Origin of the sequence: Rahnella sp. PCH160 (genome assembly GCF_047784855.1) — a bacterium.
Classification (GTDB): domain Bacteria; phylum Pseudomonadota; class Gammaproteobacteria; order Enterobacterales; family Enterobacteriaceae; genus Rahnella.
This window is the reverse complement of record NZ_JBLOGT010000001.1, coordinates 1,869,832-1,890,497: the sequence shown is the minus strand read 5'-3', so window position 1 is coordinate 1,890,497 and position 20,666 is coordinate 1,869,832. Positions and strand designations below refer to the sequence as shown.

16 protein-coding genes are annotated in these 20,666 nt (G+C 53.4%); 4 read left to right on the top strand and 12 right to left on the bottom strand.

Annotated features, from left to right (window positions below; translation table 11 throughout):
* Positions 1-225 precede the first annotated feature (225 nt).
* Positions 226-1,551 (top strand): amino-acid N-acetyltransferase, encoded by a 1,326-nt coding sequence (gene argA, locus ACM5QY_RS08785; RefSeq protein ID WP_416120236.1) that lies wholly within the window; start codon positions 226-228, stop codon positions 1,549-1,551.
* A gap of 74 nt (positions 1,552-1,625) precedes the next feature.
* Here argA and ptrA read toward each other — a convergent pair whose 3' ends face one another.
* The 9 genes from ptrA to rppH form a co-directional block, all read right to left on the bottom strand.
* Complete coding sequence (gene ptrA / locus ACM5QY_RS08780) at positions 1,626-4,511, bottom strand: pitrilysin (protein WP_416120234.1); 2,886 nt, start codon at positions 4,509-4,511, stop codon at positions 1,626-1,628.
* A 304-nt stretch (positions 4,512-4,815) separates the two neighbouring features.
* Positions 4,816-5,172 carry a prepilin-type N-terminal cleavage/methylation domain-containing protein gene (locus ACM5QY_RS08775; RefSeq protein WP_416120233.1) on the bottom strand — a complete coding sequence of 119 codons (357 nt, stop codon included), beginning with the start codon at positions 5,170-5,172 and terminating at the stop codon, positions 4,816-4,818.
* Positions 5,165-5,641, bottom strand: coding sequence for a YgdB family protein (locus ACM5QY_RS08770; protein ID WP_416120231.1), 477 nt, complete (start codon positions 5,639-5,641; stop codon positions 5,165-5,167). Before ACM5QY_RS08770 ends, ACM5QY_RS08775 begins: the two co-directional genes overlap by 8 nt.
* Before the next feature lie 8 nt (positions 5,642-5,649).
* Complete coding sequence (locus tag ACM5QY_RS08765) at positions 5,650-6,237, bottom strand: prepilin peptidase-dependent protein (protein ID WP_416120230.1); 588 nt, start codon at positions 6,235-6,237, stop codon at positions 5,650-5,652.
* Positions 6,228-6,713, bottom strand: a complete 486-nt coding sequence (locus ACM5QY_RS08760; RefSeq protein ID WP_416120229.1) for a prepilin-type N-terminal cleavage/methylation domain-containing protein — start codon at positions 6,711-6,713, stop codon at positions 6,228-6,230. The genes ACM5QY_RS08765 and ACM5QY_RS08760 overlap by 10 nt, the downstream gene beginning before the upstream one ends.
* A 249-nt stretch (positions 6,714-6,962) precedes the next feature.
* Positions 6,963-7,757 (bottom strand): thymidylate synthase, encoded by a 795-nt coding sequence (gene thyA / locus ACM5QY_RS08755; protein WP_416120228.1) that lies wholly within the window; start codon positions 7,755-7,757, stop codon positions 6,963-6,965.
* Positions 7,758-7,763: 6 nt separating this feature from the next.
* Positions 7,764-8,633 carry a prolipoprotein diacylglyceryl transferase gene (gene lgt, locus ACM5QY_RS08750; protein WP_416120226.1) on the bottom strand — a complete coding sequence of 290 codons (870 nt, stop codon included), beginning with the start codon at positions 8,631-8,633 and terminating at the stop codon, positions 7,764-7,766.
* Between the two features lie 182 nt (positions 8,634-8,815).
* Entirely contained in the window at positions 8,816-11,062 is a 2,247-nt protein-coding gene (ptsP, locus tag ACM5QY_RS08745) for a phosphoenolpyruvate--protein phosphotransferase (protein ID WP_416120225.1), read from the bottom strand.
* Positions 11,063-11,073: 11 nt separating this feature from the next.
* Entirely contained in the window at positions 11,074-11,601 is a 528-nt protein-coding gene (gene rppH, locus ACM5QY_RS08740) for an RNA pyrophosphohydrolase (protein WP_104924595.1), read from the bottom strand.
* A gap of 694 nt (positions 11,602-12,295) precedes the next feature.
* Between rppH and mutH the strand changes: the two genes are divergently transcribed.
* From mutH to ACM5QY_RS08725, 3 genes are all read left to right on the top strand, one after another.
* Positions 12,296-12,982 carry a DNA mismatch repair endonuclease MutH gene (gene mutH / locus ACM5QY_RS08735; RefSeq protein ID WP_416120223.1) on the top strand — a complete coding sequence of 229 codons (687 nt, stop codon included), beginning with the start codon at positions 12,296-12,298 and terminating at the stop codon, positions 12,980-12,982.
* A gap of 124 nt (positions 12,983-13,106) precedes the next feature.
* Positions 13,107-13,325, top strand: coding sequence for a YgdI/YgdR family lipoprotein (locus tag ACM5QY_RS08730; protein WP_416122853.1), 219 nt, complete (start codon positions 13,107-13,109; stop codon positions 13,323-13,325).
* A 170-nt stretch (positions 13,326-13,495) separates the two neighbouring features.
* Positions 13,496-14,536, top strand: coding sequence for an NADP(H)-dependent aldo-keto reductase (locus ACM5QY_RS08725; protein ID WP_416120221.1), 1,041 nt, complete (start codon positions 13,496-13,498; stop codon positions 14,534-14,536).
* A 70-nt stretch (positions 14,537-14,606) separates the two neighbouring features.
* On the opposite strand, the gene lplT is transcribed toward ACM5QY_RS08725, so the two are convergent.
* The 3 genes from lplT to ACM5QY_RS08710 form a co-directional block, all read right to left on the bottom strand.
* On the bottom strand, positions 14,607-15,815 hold the full coding sequence (lplT, locus tag ACM5QY_RS08720; RefSeq protein WP_416120219.1) for a lysophospholipid transporter LplT: 1,209 nt from the start codon (positions 15,813-15,815) through the stop codon (positions 14,607-14,609).
* Complete coding sequence (gene aas, locus ACM5QY_RS08715; protein ID WP_416120217.1) at positions 15,812-17,977, bottom strand: bifunctional acyl-ACP--phospholipid O-acyltransferase/long-chain-fatty-acid--ACP ligase; 2,166 nt, start codon at positions 17,975-17,977, stop codon at positions 15,812-15,814. The genes lplT and aas overlap by 4 nt, the downstream gene beginning before the upstream one ends.
* A 326-nt stretch (positions 17,978-18,303) precedes the next feature.
* Positions 18,304-20,574: a molybdopterin guanine dinucleotide-containing S/N-oxide reductase gene (locus ACM5QY_RS08710; protein WP_416120216.1), complete on the bottom strand. Its 2,271-nt coding sequence runs from the start codon at positions 20,572-20,574 to the stop codon at positions 18,304-18,306.
* Positions 20,575-20,666: the final 92 nt, after the last annotated feature.

Genomic DNA, 20,666 nt, shown 5'->3' with positions numbered 1-20,666 from the left:
TCTCAAAAAGTGTCTAAAAGTAAAAATTAGCCGATAAAAAACTCAGTTTACGGATTCTAACGAATCGAACCCTGCATGTCATTCCTAAACATTTATTCTATTTATCAATTTGTTGTACGTTTGTAATGGGTGTTAAAACAAAAACAGAGATTTCTTACTTGCCACACGACGCCAAAAGAATAAAAATACAAAAATTACGAATAAAAATTCATACGAGGTTTTGCCGTGAAGGAACGTAGTACAGAACTGGTTCAGGGATTTCGCCACACAGTTCCCTATATTAATGCGCACCGTGGCAAAACGTTCGTGGTCATGCTCGGCGGGGAAGCCATAGAACATGAGAATTTTAGCAATATCGTCAACGATATCGGGCTGTTACACAGTTTAGGCATCCGTCTGGTGGTCGTTTATGGTGCCCGTCCGCAGATTGATGAGAACCTTTCTGAGCACAATTACGAGCCGATTTATCACAAAAACATCCGCGTCACGGATGCCAGAGCCCTTGAACTGGTGAAGCAGGCAGCGGGTTTGTTACAGCTTGATATCACCGCGCGGCTTTCCATGAGCCTGAATAATACGCCACTTCAGGGTGCGCATATCAACGTGGTCAGCGGGAACTTTATCATTGCTCAGCCGCTGGGCGTGGATGACGGTATTGATTACTGCCACAGCGGCCGTATCCGCCGTATTGATGAAGAGGCGATTCACCGCCAGCTCGACAGCAATGCGATTGTGCTGCTCGGCCCGGTTGCGGTTTCCGTTACTGGCGAAAGCTTCAATCTGACGTCAGAAGAAGTCGCGACGCAGCTGGCGATCAAGCTGAAAGCTGAGAAAATGATCGGTTTCTGCTCTTCTCAGGGCGTGATCAACGACGAGGGGAATATTATCTCTGAGTTGTTCCCTAACGAAGCGCAGCAACGCATCGACCTGATGGAGTCGGGCGGGGATTACCTTTCCGGTACCGTCCGCTTCCTGCGTGGAGCCGTGAAAGCCTGCCGCAGCGGCGTGCGACGCAGCCATCTGATCAGTTATCAGGAAGATGGCGCGCTGGTTCAGGAACTGTTCTCACGCGACGGTATTGGTACGCAAATCGTCATGGAAAGCGCCGAGCAAGTTCGCCGCGCCACCATCAACGATATCGGCGGTATTCTCGAGCTGATTCGTCCGCTGGAGCAACAGGGTATTTTGGTGCGCCGCTCCCGTGAGCAATTGGAAATGGAAATCGACAAATTCACCATTATTGAACGTGACAACCTGACCATTGCCTGTGCCGCGCTCTATCCGTTCCACGATGAAGGGATTGGCGAAATGGCCTGCGTGGCCGTTCATCCGGATTACCGCAGCTCTTCACGCGGCGAAATGTTACTTCAACGCGTCGCCAGTCAGGCTAAACAAATGGGCCTTAACCGGTTGTTTGTTCTGACGACACGCAGTATTCACTGGTTCCAGGAGCGTGGTTTTAAACCTGCGGAAGTCGACGTTCTGCCGATTCAGAAACAGGAAATGTACAACTATCAGCGACGGTCTAAGATCCTGATATCAGATCTCTGAAATCAGGTCACAATATTTTGCCGGTAAAAAAGGACGCTCACGCGTCCTTTCACTTTTACAGAAACCAGGAACTTCTATTTACTGGTTTGCGATTTCAGCGCCTGCTGCAAGGTCGAGGTATCCGGCCAGGTTTTAAAGCCTTCCGGCGCAGCGTACTGAGGCGTTTTACTGTCATTACCAGAAACCTGTGACAGCATCGCCAGACCATCTTGCGCAATCACGGCCTGATGGAAATAATCCGCCAACTGCGTCTGAGTTAATCCGGCAATCACGCGGATCACGTTTGCCCGTGTATCAAACTGAGCGTTCCCACGGCTGAAATCATTCCCCAACCGGTCAGCTTCTTCATCCAGCGTCTGAGGACGTTGCTGCATCTCATTCACCAGCCCCTGCTTATATTGCAGAAATTCATCATCTTTCATCTCGCGCAAACGCTTTTCAGCCTGCGGATAAAATGCCAGATAACGCTGATAAAGATAGTCAGGTTGTTTGCTGTTACTTTGCAGCAGGAAGCCGATACCCCACTGTTTACCGACCGGAATCGGGAAAGCAAACACGGCGTATCCCAGCTGTTCCTGCGTACGTAACTGGCTGTAGAACCACGGCTGAATAATCTGCCCAAGCATTGCGCTGTAACCCATACTCTGCACTTCGTCGTAACCGCGTGGCACATATACCGCCGCCAGCGCAGAATCCGTGCTGGTGCCGGTACGCTGAATATTGGCCTTCATCGGTTCTGTCACTTCAGCCTGCTTTCCGCGCCACCATTCGGTTCGGTGCACACCCAGCTTCTGCATAATCTCTTGTGACATCGCTCTGACTTGCTCGGCTGTCATGTTACCCACCACCATCACTTCAACGGCAGCATGGTGAATCAGCTGTTCGCGGTAAGTATTCACGTCATCAAGTGTAATCTGCGCCACTAGCTTTTCACGCTCTGCCCGTTCGGTATAGGGCACGCGGGAAAGTAACTGGACCGGCTGTAATGCCAGTTCGAAAGCTTTGCCTTTATCAGCTGAAGATAAGCGTTCGAGATACCAGGATTTTGCCTGGTCCAGTTGTTCCTGCGTCGGCTTAAAGTTCGGATAGTTATCCACTAATGCGGCCAGCAAATCAGGCAAGCATTCGGTAAAGCCGGTAGCGGTAAATTGCAGACCGTTATCCGGAGACGTTCCGAACGTAATCCCGCCAATAGACGCCTGATAGCTCAGCTGATCAAACGCAACCCCGGTCAGATAATCCGTCAGGCCGTAAAGAACTTGATTTTTTGCTGAACTGAGCGCTTCTTCATTACGGAAAGACACTGTCACATTGGCTTTCGGCTCATCGGCGAAATAGCGGCTTGGCATATAGAAAACACGCAGCCCTTTGTCTTCCACCAGCAACTCGGGTTTAGTGGCCGTCGAGTCTTTCGTCACCAGCGCCAGAGAATCGGGAATATACGGATTCAGCGCAGGCAGCGACAACGTAATACCTTGCGCCAGCGTTTTCCATTGCTCGAAAGTTTGCGGCGGCACTTTATCGACTTCGTAAGGTGCATCCATAAAGTAAGCCATTTTGTTGTGCGGCTCATTCGGGCTGATTATCCAGTAGCGCGCATTTTGCGGCGTCATTTCATCCAGACGCGATGCAATAGCCTTGGGATCATACTGGTCAGTCAGATACGGTGAATCCAGCACATGTTCAACCGGAACGCGCAGCATGGTATCGACCAGCCATTCCACATAATCCATATCGCGGGTTAACGCCGGATAACGAAAATCGAGCGCCATGACGTGAGCAATTTCATCAAAATAGGATTTCTTAACGCCCTGCGATCGCATCTCATTGAGGTAGCTAAAAATGGCAGCAATCACCGTATCGCGCTGGGCTAGACCTTTATCCGTTAATGAAACAGAGATATTAAATACCCCCATATTCCGGTTAACCATCGGGTCCGCACCGGCGCTGATCCCATCTGCGTACCCTTGTTTCTGTAACCAGTCTGACAACGTATTCGGGCTGCGGTTACCAATCAGATAACTGATATAAGTATCTGTTTTACTACGGAAATCCGCACTGTTGTTATCGATGGCAAATTCAACGCGCAATTCTTTGCGGGGCTGTGCGGGAACAAAGTGGATGAATTCACCTTTCTGTTCTGCCGTCACCGTGGGTACAGTAATCGGCGGCACAACAGCATGATGATTTGTTATCTTTCCAAAAGTATTGGCGGCCAGTTCAGCCAGTTCCGGCAACGGTTTGTTGCTGTAAATGACGCCCACCAGCAGGTTTGCCGAATAATAACGGTGATAGAACGCGGTGAGCTGGTCATGAAGTTTACTGCCCGGCTTATCTTTTAACGTATCCAGATTACCACCGGAATAGCGGGCTGCCGGATGTTCAGGGTTTAACGTTTCGGCCCGAACCTGCGCCATACGCATACCGTCACGAGAGCGTGCCATCGTCAGCTCGGCATTCACTGCATTACGCTCACGGTCACCGTTAGCAGGGTCTAACAGCGGCTCACCAATAGCATCCGAAAGACGATCTACGGCTTCAGGAAGCGCATCGTTTTCAACTTCCAGATAAAAGGCCGTACGGTAAGACGCCGTGCTGCCGTTATGGCTGCCGCCGTGTTTCTTAAGGAATTCAGAGAGGCTTTCAGGCTGAGGATACTTCTTTGATCCCATCAGAAGCATGTGCTCTGTGTAATGAGCAAGCCCCAGCTGGGAATCAGGATCTTCGAGAGAACCGACGGGAATAGCCAGCGCAGCGAGCGACTTAGGCGCCTGAGGATCAGAAACCAGTAATACCGTCATATCATTATCGAGCTTTATCGCCTGATACAGACGGGGGTCGTTCTGACTTTTATTAATAGCTTGTGCATAAGGCTGCCAGGTGGCGGCACTTGCGACTACAGGGGCCCAAAAGGTCAACAACAACAGTACCCCTGAAACACGGGTAACCTGTTTCAACATTGCCACTCTCCCTCAATCGAGTAAATATGCCCCACGGGCACTAAAAATAAACAGTTCAACAACTGATAGATCTCAACCTGCTGTTTTCTGCTATCAGGTCTATTCAGACCCCGCAGACGCAGGATAGTTGTCAAAAAAATCGAACCGGGATAGGCAGTCAGGAGCTCCGTCACATTTTATTCCGAAACCTGAAGCTTCCTGCAGGGGAAAATCACCCTGTTAAACCACTCTAAGCTGTTAGCCTGTCATTGCAAGCGGCTTGAGGGTATTTTACCGACTTATTCTGAAGCTGTTCTGCTGGCATTTAGTCACCTGATTTACAGATTAACCGCTGCAAAATTGCCTGATATTTTGCCGGTGACCGTATGAGAACATTGACCCGTTGGCACGATTGCCCGGCAGAACTCACCGACAGCTGATATTCCCAACCTTTCATGACAGTTTCGTGGCTCCGCCCGGTTGCTGCGTAAGCTTCCAACTGCGAATGCGCCTCCGACCATGCCTGTTGCACCTGCCACTGACGCATAAACCCGTAGGTCAGTGACTGGTAATAATCCAGCAGCCCTAAAATAGAAACTGACAGCAAAAATGCGGCAATAAGAGCCTCCGGCAAGCTAAAGCCTTGTTGTGAGATGTCTTCTTTCTCTGGCGCATTAACCATTACAAATCAGCTCATTAGTTTCCGGGCAAAAATCCAGCCAGCCTTGTTTCAGCGAGATAAAAGCCATAGTTCCGTCAGCCTGTTTTTTGCCACTGGCCTGCTGAAACTGCATTACAGGCTCACCGCCTTCGGCCATTTTCCCTTCCCCGCGCAGCAAAAATACATCCGGACGCAGTAACGGTCGCACGCAAGCCCGACCTTTGCCAGAAAGCAGCAAACCTGCGCTCACATCCTGACATTGCCAGTCTGAGCCCGTGAAGACCTTCCACTTCTGCTGAACTCCCCAGGCTAACGCCGTGGAAGCATTTTCCCCGGCAATAACAAACCGGTGCTGGCCGGATGTCAGCGCCAGCCCGGCCGAAAGCTGCTGCTGTAATGAGTTAAGGGCAATCAGCCCCAGTCCCATCATCACCATTACGCTCAATATAATGGCGCTTCCCCCCTGCCGTTCGGCACCGGTTAAATTCACAACAGCCTTCACAGGTTATGCCCCGCAACCTGCGCACTGACCAGCTGACGGATAAAAGGATTTTTACTCCAGCGGGCTTCTAGCTGAAGGGAAAATAAATGACCGGAAGATCCGCCGGTTTGCTCAGTGACGTTAAACTTTGTCACGCTAACTTCGGCAGGGTCGAGCAGTTTTTCCCAACCGGAGCCACTGCAATCAGCCGCTCCGCGCTGAATTTCAATGCCTCCCTGACGCAGGCGATAGCCAAAATATTCAGATTCGGCAGTACCGGGGCTTTCCCATTTTCCGTTGCGGTTCAGGTCGTAAATAGCGATCACACAGGAAGCTGCCGCTTCCCCGGCTGCATTCCCGATGATGACGGGCTTTCCTTCACAACTGCCGTTACAGAAACCTGCGCGACGGAGATCTTTTTCAATCGTAGAAGTCGTCTGGCGCAGAAGCTGATCGAGCTGATAATGCCTGCCAAGGCTCTGGCTTCTCTGGCGCATCAGCGGGTAAATTTGTGCGGCACTGAGCATCAGCATACTGCCCAAACCCATCGCCATCATCACTTCCGGCAGCGTGAAACCGAGGCTGTTTCGCGGGATTACTGGCATGACGCGATACCCAGTAACGGCTTATTTTCACTGCATAGCCGCAATCTCCCGCGCGCAGAAAGAATGAGTCGCAGGCTGCCCGCCGTATTTTTCAGTGTGAGATGTCCCGGCATCGCAGAATTTCGCAGCCCGTAAAAACCCGTTACGTTATCCGAGAAGTCGAGCAATTCAATGTCCGGGTCATTAACAGTAAACACCTTGCCACCGGCGGCATTGCAATCTGCCGGACGCATCCCGGTTCCCACGCAGCCGCTCATGGCCCACAACACGGCGGAACGATTGTAATTATTGGCTTCGGTCTGCACACCGTAGAGAAATAAACGCAGCCGCTGAGCATGTTGCTCAAGTTTGAGCGCCTGCCGGTAACCGTGCCAGCTGTGCATTCCCCACAGTGCACACATCGCCACGATAACCACCACGACCATCATTTCTATCAGCGACATTCCCTGTTCTCCTGTCCGTTGCGTTGTTTTCATGCGGTCAGGTTAGGCATTTAACTTTTTACCGCCACAGGCAAAACGAGTTTTTCCAGCACGTATCGGGAACATTATGTGCAACAAGGCTCACATGGCAAAAACGTTGCGCGATGTCTCGCAGGAATGAAAAGGAGTTCGAAACCGGGGCTGAAATCGTCAGGGAAAGGTGTAAAACGTACGGCAGCAGGAAGAGGGTGTTAAAGAGAAATGGCCGCCTGACAAAACTGACAGGCGGCGAACAACGAAGGATCAGATAGCGACAGGCGCTTTGATTGCCGGATGCGGATCGTACCCTTCAATCTCGAAATCTTCGAAGTTGTAATCAAACAGGGAGGCAGGTTTGCGCTTGATGATCAGTTTCGGCAATGCACGTGGTTCACGGCTCAGTTGCAAATGCGTCTGTTCCATGTGGTTGCTGTACAGATGGGTATCGCCGCCGGTCCAGACAAAATCGCCCACATCCAGGTCGCACTGTTGCGCCATCATGTGAACCAGCAGTGCATAACTGGCGATATTAAACGGCAAGCCGAGGAAGATATCGCACGAACGCTGATAGAGCTGGCAGGACAATTTACCGTCAGCCACATAGAACTGGAAGAAGGCGTGGCACGGTGCCAGCGCCATCTGATCCAGCTCACCCACGTTCCATGCCGAAACAATGATACGGCGGGAGTTCGGATCTTGCTTGAGTTGCTCAATCACATTCGACAGTTGATCGATTTGAGTGCCATCAGCCGCCCCCCACGCACGCCACTGCTTACCGTACACCGGACCGAGGTCGCCGTTTTCATCAGCCCACTCGTCCCAGATGCTGACATTGTTCTCACGCAGATAGGCGATATTGGTTTCGCCTTTCAGGAACCACAGGAGTTCATGGATGATGGAACGCAAATGGCATTTTTTCGTGGTGACCAGCGGGAAGCCTTCCTGCAAATTGAAACGCATCTGATGACCAAAAATCGACAACGTACCAGTCCCGGTACGGTCGGCTTTAGGGGTGCCCTCGTCGAGCACTTTCTGCATTAAATCCAGATACTGTTTCATGTTACCTCACGACAATTGTTTCTGCGGACGGCGATATGCCCAGACCATCATAATCAGGCCAATGACCACCATCGGGATGGACAGAACCTGCCCCATGCTGATGACCCCATCGAACAGCCCCAGTTGTGCATCCGGCTGGCGGAAATGTTCGACGATGATGCGGAATAAGCCGTACCCAATCAGGAACAGGCCTGACACCGCACCCATCGGGCGTGATTTGCGAATAAAGACGTTCAGGATGATGAACAGCACGATACCTTCAAGCAGCAGTTCATACAGCTGTGAAGGATGGCGCGGCAGAACGCCGTACTGGTTCAGCAACGGCTGCCATTTAGGGTCAGAGGCGGCAATCGCGATATCTTCCTGACGGGAGCCGGGGAACAGCATCGCCCAAGGCACATCCGTGGTCACGCGCCCCCAGAGTTCGCCGTTAATGAAGTTACCGAGACGTCCGGCACCCAGACCGAACGGGATCAACGGAGCAATAAAGTCAGCAACCTGGAAGAAATTACGTTTAGTACGACGGGCGAAAATAAGCATCACGACGATCACACCGATCAGACCGCCGTGGAAGGACATACCGCCGTCCCACACTTTGAAAAGATACAGAGGATTGTCGAGGAAGAGAGGCAGGTTGTAGAAGAAGACATAACCGATACGACCACCGAGAAATACGCCGAGGAACCCTGCGTACAACAAGTTTTCAACTTCATCTTTTGTCCAGCCACTGCCAGGCTTGTTGGCACGGCGCACCGCCAGCCACATTGCGAAGACAAAACCGACCAGATACATCAGTCCGTACCAGTGAAGAGATACCGGCCCGATGGAGAAAATCACCGGGTCAAACTGGGGAAACGCCAGATAGCTGTTGCTCATCTATCACCACAAATTGTTTATCATTATCGCCCGGTTAAGGGCCAGCAGGGAGCGAATAGTAGCATAGCCGGGAGGTTTTCCGGGGCTAGGCCGCTGGAAAAGTTCTGTAAAAAATCATCTCATGGTGCGCCGGGATACGGCCAGAGCAGAAGTTACGCGGTACAGCGTACCGCGTAAGGTGTTTATTTACCGCCGCGGATCAGGCCGCCCAGCCCGCGTCGTTCCATAAATGCCGCCGTCATATGGCGAACATCTGTGGTGAAATGCGCCTGCAGAACGCGGCTGGCCAGCTCTTCCGCATCGTGTAATTCAATGCGCCGGAGCAGGTATTTTATACGGGCAACACTGCGGCCGTTCATGCTGAGATTACGGAACCCCATCCCCGTGAGCAACAGCGCGCCCATCGGGTCACCGGCCATTTCGCCGCATAAACTGACATCCAGCCCGGCGGTCTCGGCGCTGGTCACAATCTGTTTAAGCACGCGTAACATTGCCGGATGAAGGCTGTCATAAAGCCCGGCGACACGGGTATTGTTGCGGTCAACCGCCAGCAGATATTGCGTTAAATCGTTGGTCCCCACCGAGATAAATTCCACTCTTCCGGCCAGAGCCGGCAGCATGAAGATCATCGAAGGCACTTCGATCATCACGCCCAGACGCGTCGGCGGCAGCTCATAACCCAGCTGTTCTTCCACTTCGCGACCGGCGCGATCAATCAGCCGGCGCGCTTCATCAATCTCTTCGAGGCTGGTGACCATCGGCAACAGAATGCCGAGATTGCCGGTCGCCGCATTGGCGCGCAGCATGGCACGAACCTGAATCAGGAAAATCTCGGGCTGATCGAGCGTGATACGGATACCACGCCAGCCCAGACACGGGTTTTCTTCGCTGATCGGCATATACGGCAATTGTTTGTCAGAACCGATATCCAGCGTGCGCAGCGTGACCGATTTTTGCGGAAAGAGCTGCAACATGCCCTGATACTGCGCAACCTGCTCTTCTTCAGAAGGGAAGCCGCTTTGCAGCATGAACGGAATTTCTGTGCGGTATAGCCCGACACCGTCAACGCGGCTGCCAAACAGTTTTTCGTGATCGGCACTCAGCCCGGCGTTGAGCATTATCTGCACCCGCTCGCCACTTTTCAGCGCTGCCGGTTGCTCAACATCATCTTCGGCTTTCTGGCTCAGCTCCATTTCTTCGCTGATCAGCCGTTTGTATTCGGTAACCAGCACCGCTTCCGGGTCAATCAGCAATTCGCCACGGTAACCATCAACTATCAGCTGACGCTGGCTCAGCAGCGCAGGCTGAATATCAGCGCCCATAATGGTCGGGACGCCCATCGCACGGACTAAAATCGCCGCATGTGAGTTCGCTGCGCCGTCGCGGACAACTACGCCCGCCAGTCTGTCTTGCGGAACTTCCGCCAGCAGCGTCGCAGTCAGTTCATCAGCGACCAGAATGAAACGTTCCGGCCACTGAGTATTGCCCTGAATGGTATCGTCGAGATGAAACACCAGCCGCTGGCCGAGGGCGCGCAAATCACTGCCACGCTCGCGCAGATAGGTATCCTGGAGGCTGGCAAACTGTGCGGCAAATTCTTCAACGACTTTTTTGACCGCCCATTCCGCTACTGCGCCCTGATCAATCTGCGCAAACAGCTCGCGCTTAAGGCGCGCATCATTGAGTAAGTGGGAGTAGAGATCGAAAATCGCCGCGCTTTCTTTCTGCGCGCTGGCCGTAAAGCGTTTACTGAAACGACGGAATTCTGCACCGGCATCTTCCAGCGCGCGGGTCAGCCGCTCGCGTTCACGAACCGTATCCAGCGTGGACGCCATGTAGACATGTTCGAGCGAGGGTTGCGAGCTGTCCTGCCAGCCAATGCCAATCGCCACGCCAGGCGATGCAGCCAGTGCGCGAACGCGGGTCTGACGGAAGCGCCCGTAAAGCACATTGAGCTGTGCCTGCGAGAGGATCGCCGCCAGCTGGGTTGCCAGCGTGACCATAAAGGATTCTTCACTTTCATCAAACTGGCGGTGCTCGCGCTGCTGAATAACCAGCACGCCCAGCAGTTGACGACGGTGAATGATCGGCACACCTAAAAAAGATCGGAAAAGATCTTCTTTAACGGCGGGAATATATTTGAAACTAGGATGGCTCTGCGCATCGGCGAGGTTGATGGGTTCTGCCAGACGCCCGACCAGCCCCACGATCCCCTGATCAAATGCCAGGGTAATAGTACGCCCGCGAGGTTTTTTCAAACCCCGCGTCGCCATCAGATAGTAACAACGGCGGTCATTGTCAGCGAGATAGACTGAACACACTTCGGTGTCCATCGCCAGGCAGGTTTCGTTGACCAGTACGTCCAGCGCATCATTCAGGCTGGACGCCATTGCTACCTTTTCAACAATTTCTCGCAAACGCGTGAGCATTTCTTCGTGACTTAGCCTCTTTTACGACGATAAGCGGGTGATGTCTTTGGAAGAGAGACTTCCTGCATCGGCATAATGTTGGCTGAAAACTCCTTCATTACACGACGGTAGACATCACGTTTAAATGACACCACCTGACGAACCGGATACCAGAAACTCACCCAACGCCAGCCATCAAATTCAGGCGTGCTGCTGCGTTGCATATTGATATCCGCATCGTTACACATCAGTTGCAGCAAGAACCATTTTTGTTTTTGGCCGATACAAACCGGCTTTGTGTCCCAACGCACCAAACGTTTTGGCAATTTATAACGTAACCAGTTACGGGTCGAAGCCAGAATACGTACATCTTTACGGCCAAGCCCCACTTCCTCAAACAGCTCGCGGTACATGGCCTGCTCAGCGGTTTCACCGGGATTTATGCCCCCTTGTGGAAACTGCCAGGAGTGCTGACCGTATCGTCTGGCCCATAACACCTGACCCTGCTTGTCACAGATTACGATACCAACATTCGGGCGGTAGCCATCATCATCGATCACCGGACTACCTCAATAGCTTAAACTCATAGATGTTCTGATTGTTTCATACTACCAACAGGCGGTAAACCACTGGTTAACGCCGATTGGCCTGAATAAAAATGGGATAACTCACAGTTATGAGCAAAGTTATAAACAGATTTTAGAAATCACCCCGATTTTATTCACTTTTTCTGTGGATAGATATGTGAAGAACTTAAGAGTAAGCAGGGTAAAACTATTTTGAACTTATTTTTCAGAGAAAAAATAAATCAAATAAAATCCTTAAAAAACAGAAATCTGGATGCAAAACATCATGTCATCCCATGCTCAAAAACGAGAACTAAATCACATTAGAAAGTGATCTGGCGAAAGATCAACCAATGACGTTTTTATCCACAGCGATCGACTAAAAGTTGACGTTGTCGGGCCAAAAATTGGGTAAAACCCTATCCGTCAAGCCTGTAAATCGAACCAGTGATCGGTTACAGGCAAGGTTATCCAAGAAATCTGTGGATAACTAGGGGGGGGATCCTGTTCATTGTCGCCTTCAACAGGTGATCAACCTACTCTTTAGCGCGCAAAATCCGCCAGAAAGCGGAAAAAAAACTAAGGTAAATCATGCTATTATTCCGCCATCCTGCAGGTATAACTTTTTATTCACTGCGCGGGATGAAAGCAGTACGAAATTTAATCTATTGAATGAGCATTGTTTTTTATGTCAATTCCTTTACCTGCAACACAACCCCCGCGCGATGAAAATGCGTTGCTGCAACGCGCGCAATCTCTTGCAGGCCATACATTAGGCGAGCTGGCCGCGCACGCAGGTTTGCCTATTCCGGCGAATTTGAAACGAGAAAAAGGCTGGGTCGGGATGTTGCTGGAAGTGTATCTCGGGGCCGTTGCGGGCAGTAAACCTGAGCAGGATTTCGCTGACATTGGCATTGAGCTGAAAACGATCCCGGTTGATTCCGGTGGAAAACCGCTGGAAACCACTTTCGTGTGCGTCGCTCCGTTAACCGGAAACACCGGCGTGACCTGGGAAAGCAGCCATGTGCGGCACAAACTGGCCCGCGTCTTGTGGATCCCCGTGGAAGGCGAGCGTCAGATCCCACTGGCTGACCGGCATATCGGCGCACCTTTACTGTGGCAACCGACGCAGGAAGAAGACGAACAACTGCGTCAGGACTGGGAAGAACTGATGGATTTAATCGTGCTGGGTAAAGTGGAAAGCATTACCGCCCGCCACGGTGAATATCTGCAACTGCGCCCGAAAGCCGCCAACAGCAAGGCGCTGACAGAAGCTATCGGTGAATTCGGACAGCCGATCCTGACGCTTCCCCGCGGCTTTTATCTTAAGAAACGCTTCACCGCAGCGTTGCTGTCGCGCCACTTTTTGCTTTGATTGCCGAAGTTTATAAAACTTCACACACCTTTTCTGTCACTTTTTATTCCATTTGCTACGCTAGACTGGAGATCATTTTCCGTGACTCAAAATCTTCGACGTAAACAAAGGAATAACAACAATGATGAAGAAAACGTTAATGCTGACCGGCGCTGCGCTTCTGGTTATTGGCCTCGCAGGCTGCGCCAGTGACTACGTGATTTCCACCAAAGATGGCAACATGATCCTGACCGACGGCAAACCCGAACTGGACAAATCCACCGGCCTGCTCGGTTACACCGATGAACAGGGCAATAAACGTCAGATCAACAACGATAACGTCAGCCAGGTCATGAAACGCTAAAACCACGTCATCAGCCTTTTCGGGCTGATGCTGCAACACGGGTGGCGATACGTGCCGCCCGCGTTATTGCCGCCTGTTTGCCCTCTTCCCCCTTGTTGCAGCCTTGTATATAGTCAGTAAAGGCGCTTTTTCGTTAGGCTGACATTCTCAGATAGAAAGGAAGACCGGCAATGCAATATCACCGTATACCCCACAGTTCTTTAGAAGTGAGCTTACTGGGACTTGGCACCATGACTTTTGGTGAACAGAACAGCGAAGCCGACGCCCACCAGCAACTGGATTACGCCGTTGCGGCGGGCATCAATCTGATTGATACCGCAGAAATGTATCCCGTTCCGCCGCGTCCTGAAACGCAGGGCCTGACGGAAAGTTATATCGGCAGCTGGCTGAAAGCCCGTGGCAATCGTGAGAAGATCATTCTGGCGAGCAAAGTCGCCGGCCCTTCACGCGGCAACGATAATTCCATCCGTCCGGGCCAGATGCTGGATCGCAAAAATATCCGCGCGGCACTGGATGCCAGCCTGAAACGTCTGAATACGGATTATCTGGATTTATATCAGTTGCACTGGCCGCAGCGTCAGACCAATTTCTTTGGCAAACTGAGCTATCAGTACACGCAGGATCAATCGCCGGTGACGCTGCTGGAAACGCTGGAAGCACTGAACGAACAAGTGCGCGCCGGTAAAATCCGCTACATCGGTGTGTCGAACGAAACGCCGTGGGGCGTGATGCGTTACCTGCAACTGGCCGAGAAACATGACCTGCCGCGTATCGTTTCCATTCAAAACCCGTACAGCCTGCTTAACCGCAGTTTTGAAATCGGTCTGGCAGAAATCAGCCAGTACGAAGGTGTCGAATTGCTGGCATATTCCAGCCTGGCGTTCGGTACCCTGAGCGGGAAATACCTGAACGGCGCAAAACCGGCGAATGCCCGTAATACGCTGTTCAGCCGCTTCACCCGTTATTCTTCACCGCAGTCCGAAGCAGCCATCACGGAATACGTGGCGCTGGCGAAGAAACACAATCTGGATCCGTCGCAGATGGCTCTGGCCTTTGTGCGTCAGCAACCGTTCGTTGCCAGCACGCTGCTGGGTGCGACCACGCTGGAACAGCTGAAGATCAACATCGACAGTCAGGATCTGACGCTTGAAGGCGATATTCTGGTTGAGCTGGAAGAAATCCATAAACGCTTCACGATCCCGGCTCCGTAACGCCGGATTTCAGGCATAAAAAAGGGCGCTCAGCGCCCTTTTACTTTTGCGGAATGGCTATAAAACAGCCTCACGCCAGACGGCGTTTCTGCATATTTTTCCAGATCCACAGCGCGGTAATCGCCAGCGCAAACACCACGCCAAAACCGATTCCAATCGCCACGACCGGCGCACCCGCCATCACCACCAGCGAATACAAGCCCAGCATCAGCAACATCGCCGTATTCTCGCCGAGATTCTGTACCGCAATCGCATTACCAGCACCGACGGAAATTTTACCGCGATGCTGTAGCAGCGCGTTCAGCGGAACCACGAAGAAACCGCCGAGGATCCCGACGACCACCAGCACAATGTACGAACTCAGCATGCTGGTTTGCAGGGCGAAAACCACCACCGCAATCCCGATCGCCACACCCGCAGGCAGACAGCGTTTCACGGTATCAAGGCGGATCAGTTTCGCGGCCGCACCGGCACCAAACACAATACCGATGGCGACCATCGCGTTCAGAAGCGTCGGCGTTTTGTTATCGGTAATGCCCAGCGCCACCGGCACCCACAGCACCAGCAGGAAACGCAGCGTCACGCCCGCGCCCCAGAACAGGCTGGTACCGACCAGCGAAAAGCGGGTTTCGCCATCCTGCCACAGGGTTTTGCAGGCGGAGAAAAACGTCCGCGTCATTTTGGCCGGGTTCCAGGATTGCCCCGGACGCGCCGGTGTCAGCTTGGGAATAAACCAGTTCGCCGCGACCGCCGCGCCATACGCCAGCACGCAGATACCCAGCGCCGCCAGAATGCTCCAGTCAGCCAGCGCGCCACCGGCCACAGACCCGAGGAGGATCGCCGCAATGGTCGAGGCTTCCATCATGCCGTTGGCTTTGACCAGTTGCTCGCCGCTGGCGATTTCACCCAAAATGCCGTATTTGGCCGGTGAATAGGCCGCCGCGCCAATCCCCACCAGCGTATAGCCGAGGAACGGGTTCAGCCCGGCGCAAATCACCGCCGCGCCGCCGAGTTTGAGCAGGTTGGCGACCATCATCACGCGCCCTTTCGAGAAGCTGTCAGCGAACTGCCCGACAAACGGCGCGAGAATAATATAGGTGGCGACAAACGCCATCTGCAAAACCGGCTGACTCCAGTCGGGATAAAGCTGTTGTTTGATCAGCGCCAGCGCAGCAAACAGCAGCGCGTTATCGCCAAACGCAGACAGAAACTGCGCGACGATCACCGCCGTCATGCTTTTTGACATCAGCGGCGATGCCGCCGTAGAAGGTTGACTCATGCCTCACTCTCCGGGTTTTCTGCCATCTCGCGCAGGGTGACAAAATCAGGTTTACCGCTGCCCAGCAACGGCAAGGCTTTCACCACGCGAATATCACGCGGCACGGTAAGTTCCGGCAGCCCCAGTTCACGGGCAGCTTTGCTCAGGGCATCACGGCGTAATTCCGGGTCGGTGGTAAACAACACCAGCGCTTCGCCTTTACTGCTGTCAGTACGTGACGTCGCCGCATGTTGTTTATCCGGCGAGGCTTTAATCGCCAACTGCTCGACACTTTCCAGCGACACCATTTCACCGGCCAGTTTGGCAAAACGTTTCACGCGGCCACGAATGGCGCAGAAACCTTTGTCATCCAGCGTGACGATATCGCCGGTGTCATACCAGCCCGCCTGCATTTCGCCGTCGGCGTTTTCGGCCTGCGGCGTTTCCAGCACGCCCGGATTTTCAACGCGCAGATAGCCTTTCATGATGTTCGGGCCGCGAAGTTGCAGACGCCCGCCCTCTTCAATGCCCGGCACTTTAATCAGACGGGATTCCATGCCCGGCAAAATCTTACCGACGGTATTCACTTTGGCCGCCATCGGCACGTTAATCGCCACCACCGGCGCGCATTCGGTCACGCCATAGCCTTCGAGAATGCGGATGCCGAATTTGTTCTGCCAGATTTCCTTGGTGCTTTCCGCCAGTTTTTCTGCGCCCGCAACGACATACCGCAAACGCGCAAAATCATAAGGATGTGCAAAGCGGGCGTAGTTGCCGAGGAAGGTCGAGGTGCCGAACAGCACGTTGCAGTTCTGATCGTAGACCAGCTCCGGCACGATGCGATAATGCAGCGGGCTCGGATACAGGAACACGCGCGCGCCCGTCATGATCGGCGTTAACAGACCGACGGTCAGCCCGAACGCATGAAACAGCGGCAGGGAGGACATGAAACGGTCGCGCGGGGTGAAATCTGCCACGGTGCGGATTTGCTCGACGTTCGCCAGCAGGCTTGCGTGGGAATGCACCACGCCTTTCGGATTGCCTTCGGAGCCGGAGGTAAACAGCACCAGCGCAGCATCGTCAGGCAGTTGCGCCAGCATCGCACGACGCGGGAAAATCAGGTGGAACAGGATCCACAACTTGTCCTGCAACGTGACGGTATCTTTCAAATCTTCCAGATACACCCAGTTGGCTTGCGGGACATTCTCCGGCAACTGCGTCAGTTTGCCTTTTTCGAGAAACTGGCGGGACGTAATGATCGTTTTGATTTGCGCCGCTTTCATGGCGCTTTGCAGGCCTTTTGCCCCGGCGGTGTAATTGAGCAGCGCCGGAATACGGTTGCGCATTGACGCACCAAACAGCGCCGCCGCCATGATTGTGGCATTGGGCAGCAGCATCCCGACGTGTTCCCCTTCGCGGGTAAACCGTTGCAGGATCCGGCTGACACCGAGGGATTTTTTCAGCAGGCCCTGATACGAATCTTCCTTGAAAGAAACGTCGGCGATGCACGGTTTGCGGCGGCCATAACGGGTTTGCGCCGACAGAAATGCCTGATACAACGTTTCCGGCTCGCGGGTTTCCATGCGCGCCTGCATCATCACTTTATGCAGCTGCTCACCGGCCAGCACGCGGCGGTCGCGGGAACGCGCGGTTTCCGGCATCGGGATCGTCACCGGCGGTAAAACGTTGATCGTCACTTTCGGGAACCAGCGGATTTTGAAACTGCCAAACAGGCGACCAAACGGCGTGAATTCCGCGCCGTCAATGCGGATCGGAATGACCGTGGCCTGTGACTTCGCCGCCACAAAGGCCGCGCCGTCATAAATCTTCATTAATGAACCGGTGACCGTGATGCGCCCTTCCGGGAAAACCACCACCGGACGTCCCTTCTCCACTTCGCGGATCAGGTGCTTAATCGCCATCGGTTTGGTCGGATCCAGCGGCATGAAGTCCACGTAAGGCTTCAGCCAGCGCATAAACCAGGTATCCGTAATGTTGGAATACACGGCGAACACCGGTTTAACCGGCAGGAACAACACCAGCAGCATGCCGTCTATAAAAGAAACATGATTGGGCGTGAGCAATAAACGCGGGTAATTAAATGAGGATTTCGCCGGCGTGACGGTGACCCGAAACGCAATGCGAAACAGCCACCTGAACGCGGCGAAAAGAAAGTTATACATGTTTGCCATCTCCTTATGTGTCATCCCTGATCTTGAAAGAAAAAGGTTGGGGAAACAGCATACTATAAGCGGCGGAAGAATCACGACAGTCAGATGAGAGTTTAGGAGGAGCCTGATGAAGTTGTCAGGTTTGGGGCAAAAAAAAAACCTACGCATCCGCGTAGGTTGGTGCAAATTTAATCGGTATCAACATGCAGAGCACGTTGATGATTCACCAATCAATACCTCTGGGACGTTCAATTTAGCTGGTTTGCACGATCATCAGCCAGCAGGCAATCGAAACATAATTCCGCAAAGTGTAACCAGTGGTGAAAATAGTCCCGATTTTAGTCATTTAATGCTAACGGTGAGACTTCCACCAGACAACTCATCGCATTCGGCCCCTGTGTTAAACGCGATGTGCCGATGTCCAGCGTCAGTACGTTCGGATTCCCTGCCTGCTCGGTTTTGTGCCATTGACCACCAAAACCCGGATCAAACCAGGCACCGGTGGACATCAGCACCACGCCGCGCGTTATGCCGTCATTGAATGAAACCCCGGCCAGACAGCTGCCGCGCGCGTTATGCACTTTCACCCGGTCGCCGTCGTTCAGCTCGCGGCTGGCCGCATCTTCCGGGTGCATAAACAGCGTTTCTTTACCGGCGGTTTTATTCGACTGCGCCAGTGGTGACTGATCGAGCTGGCTGTGCAGACGGTCTTTCGGCTGGATGGAAATCAGATGCAGCGGCCACTCTTTGGCCGTTTCTGCGCCGAGCCATTCCACCGGTGGCTGCCATTCCGGGTGCGGAGCGAAATCTTCGTAACCGTATCCGGCGATGGTTTCAGAGAACAATTCAATTTTTCCGCTGTGCGTTCCCAGCGGATTAGCGCGCGGGCTTTTACGGAATTCTTCAAAGAACACGTAATCTTTTTCCGGCGTCGGTAATTCAACAAAACCGCGTTCCCAGAACGTTTCAAAGTCCGGCCATTCCACGCCGGTGCCTTTCTGCGCTTCACCGCACTGACGGTAAATATGGCGCAGCCACTGATCCTCGTTACGCCCTTGCGTAAACTGCTCGCGGTAACCCAGACGGTCGGCGATATCGGCGAAAATATCAAAATCGTTACGCGCCTGATGCTGAGGTGCGATGGCCTGATGCATCGCCAGCACAAAACGGTCACGCGAAGAACCGCCTATGTCATTGCGCTCGAGCGACGTGGTCGCAGGCAGCACGATATCGGCCATCTGCGCCGCCGGTGTCCAGACGTTATCCTGCACGATCACAGTGTCCGGTTTCTGCCAGCCTTCGACCAGCCGGTTAAGTTGCTGATGGTGATGGAACGGATTACCGCCCGCCCAGTGGACCAGATGAATATCCGGATAATTCAGCGTCTCGCCCTGGAATTCGTACGGCTGGCCGGGGTTGAGCAACATGTCGCTGATACGCGCCACCGGAATCGACAAACCGGAAGGATTCGGCCCGGCGCTGACGGCAGGCCCCGGCGTGTCAAAACGCGGATTGCCGACGCTGTTCATGGAACCATGACCAAACGAGAAGCCGCCGCCCGGCAAACCGACCTGCCCGAGCATGGCGGATATGGCGATCATCATCCAGTACGGTTGTTCGCCGCGATGGGCGCGCTGCACGGAATAAGAACAGGTAATAAAGCTGCGGACGCCCGTCAGATCATCGGCCAGCCGCGCAATGCGTTCAGCCGGAACGCCGGTAATGTGGCTCGCCCATTCCGGCGTTTTCGCCACGCCGTCGGTATCACCGCGCAGATACGCCGCGAGCTGCGGATATCCCACGCAGTGGCTGGCCAGAAACGCATCATCCTGTGCGTCTTTGCGCTGAATCTCATACGCGATCGCCATCATCAGCGCCGCGTCAGTGTTCGGGCGGATCGGGATCCACTCGGCATTCAAAAACTCCGGGCAGTCGTCGCGCATCGGGCTGATGTTAATCACCCGCGTGCCTTTTTTCGCCAGCTGTTCCAGCGCCGGTTTCAGCGTATGTTCCACCGCGCCGCCGGACGCCACTTGCGCGTTTTTCAGCGCCAGACCGCCGAAAGCCAGCAGGATTTCCGCGTGTTCCACCACGCTCGGCCACGACGTGACGCGCCCGGTCAGTGGCGTAAATGTGCCAATCACATACGGCAGGAAAAACTGCGCCGAGCCCCAGCTGTAGTTGCCCTGCTGATCCACACCGCCGCCACCAGTGAAATAAAAACGGCGCACCAGCGAACGGGCATGGTGTAAACGCCCCGCAGAAGACCAGCCGTAAGAGCCGTTGAAAATCCCCGATGCACCATAACGGTCGCGCACGCGTTTGTTCTCTTCAGCCACCAGATCCAGCGCCAGATCCCAGTCCACTTCGACAAAATCTTCGCGCCCGCGCAGCGAGCGATCGCTGTTTTCACGCTTTTGTAACCACGAACGGCGCACCGCCGGTTTGCGGATACGTTTATCGGAATAGACCAGCGGGGCAATCGAATCGAGTAAAGGCGAAGGGTCAGCATCGGCGGAATAAGGTTCACAGCGGATCAGCCGGCCATCTTCCACCACGGCGGTATACGCGCCCCAGTGAGCCAGTTGCGGGTAACGTTTTATCGACATTTTTTCTTTTTCTCAGCGCGGGTGAATACCTTAAAAATACCATTCACGCCGTTCTCAGTTCAAAGAACAATTAATCTTAATCAAACCCATTT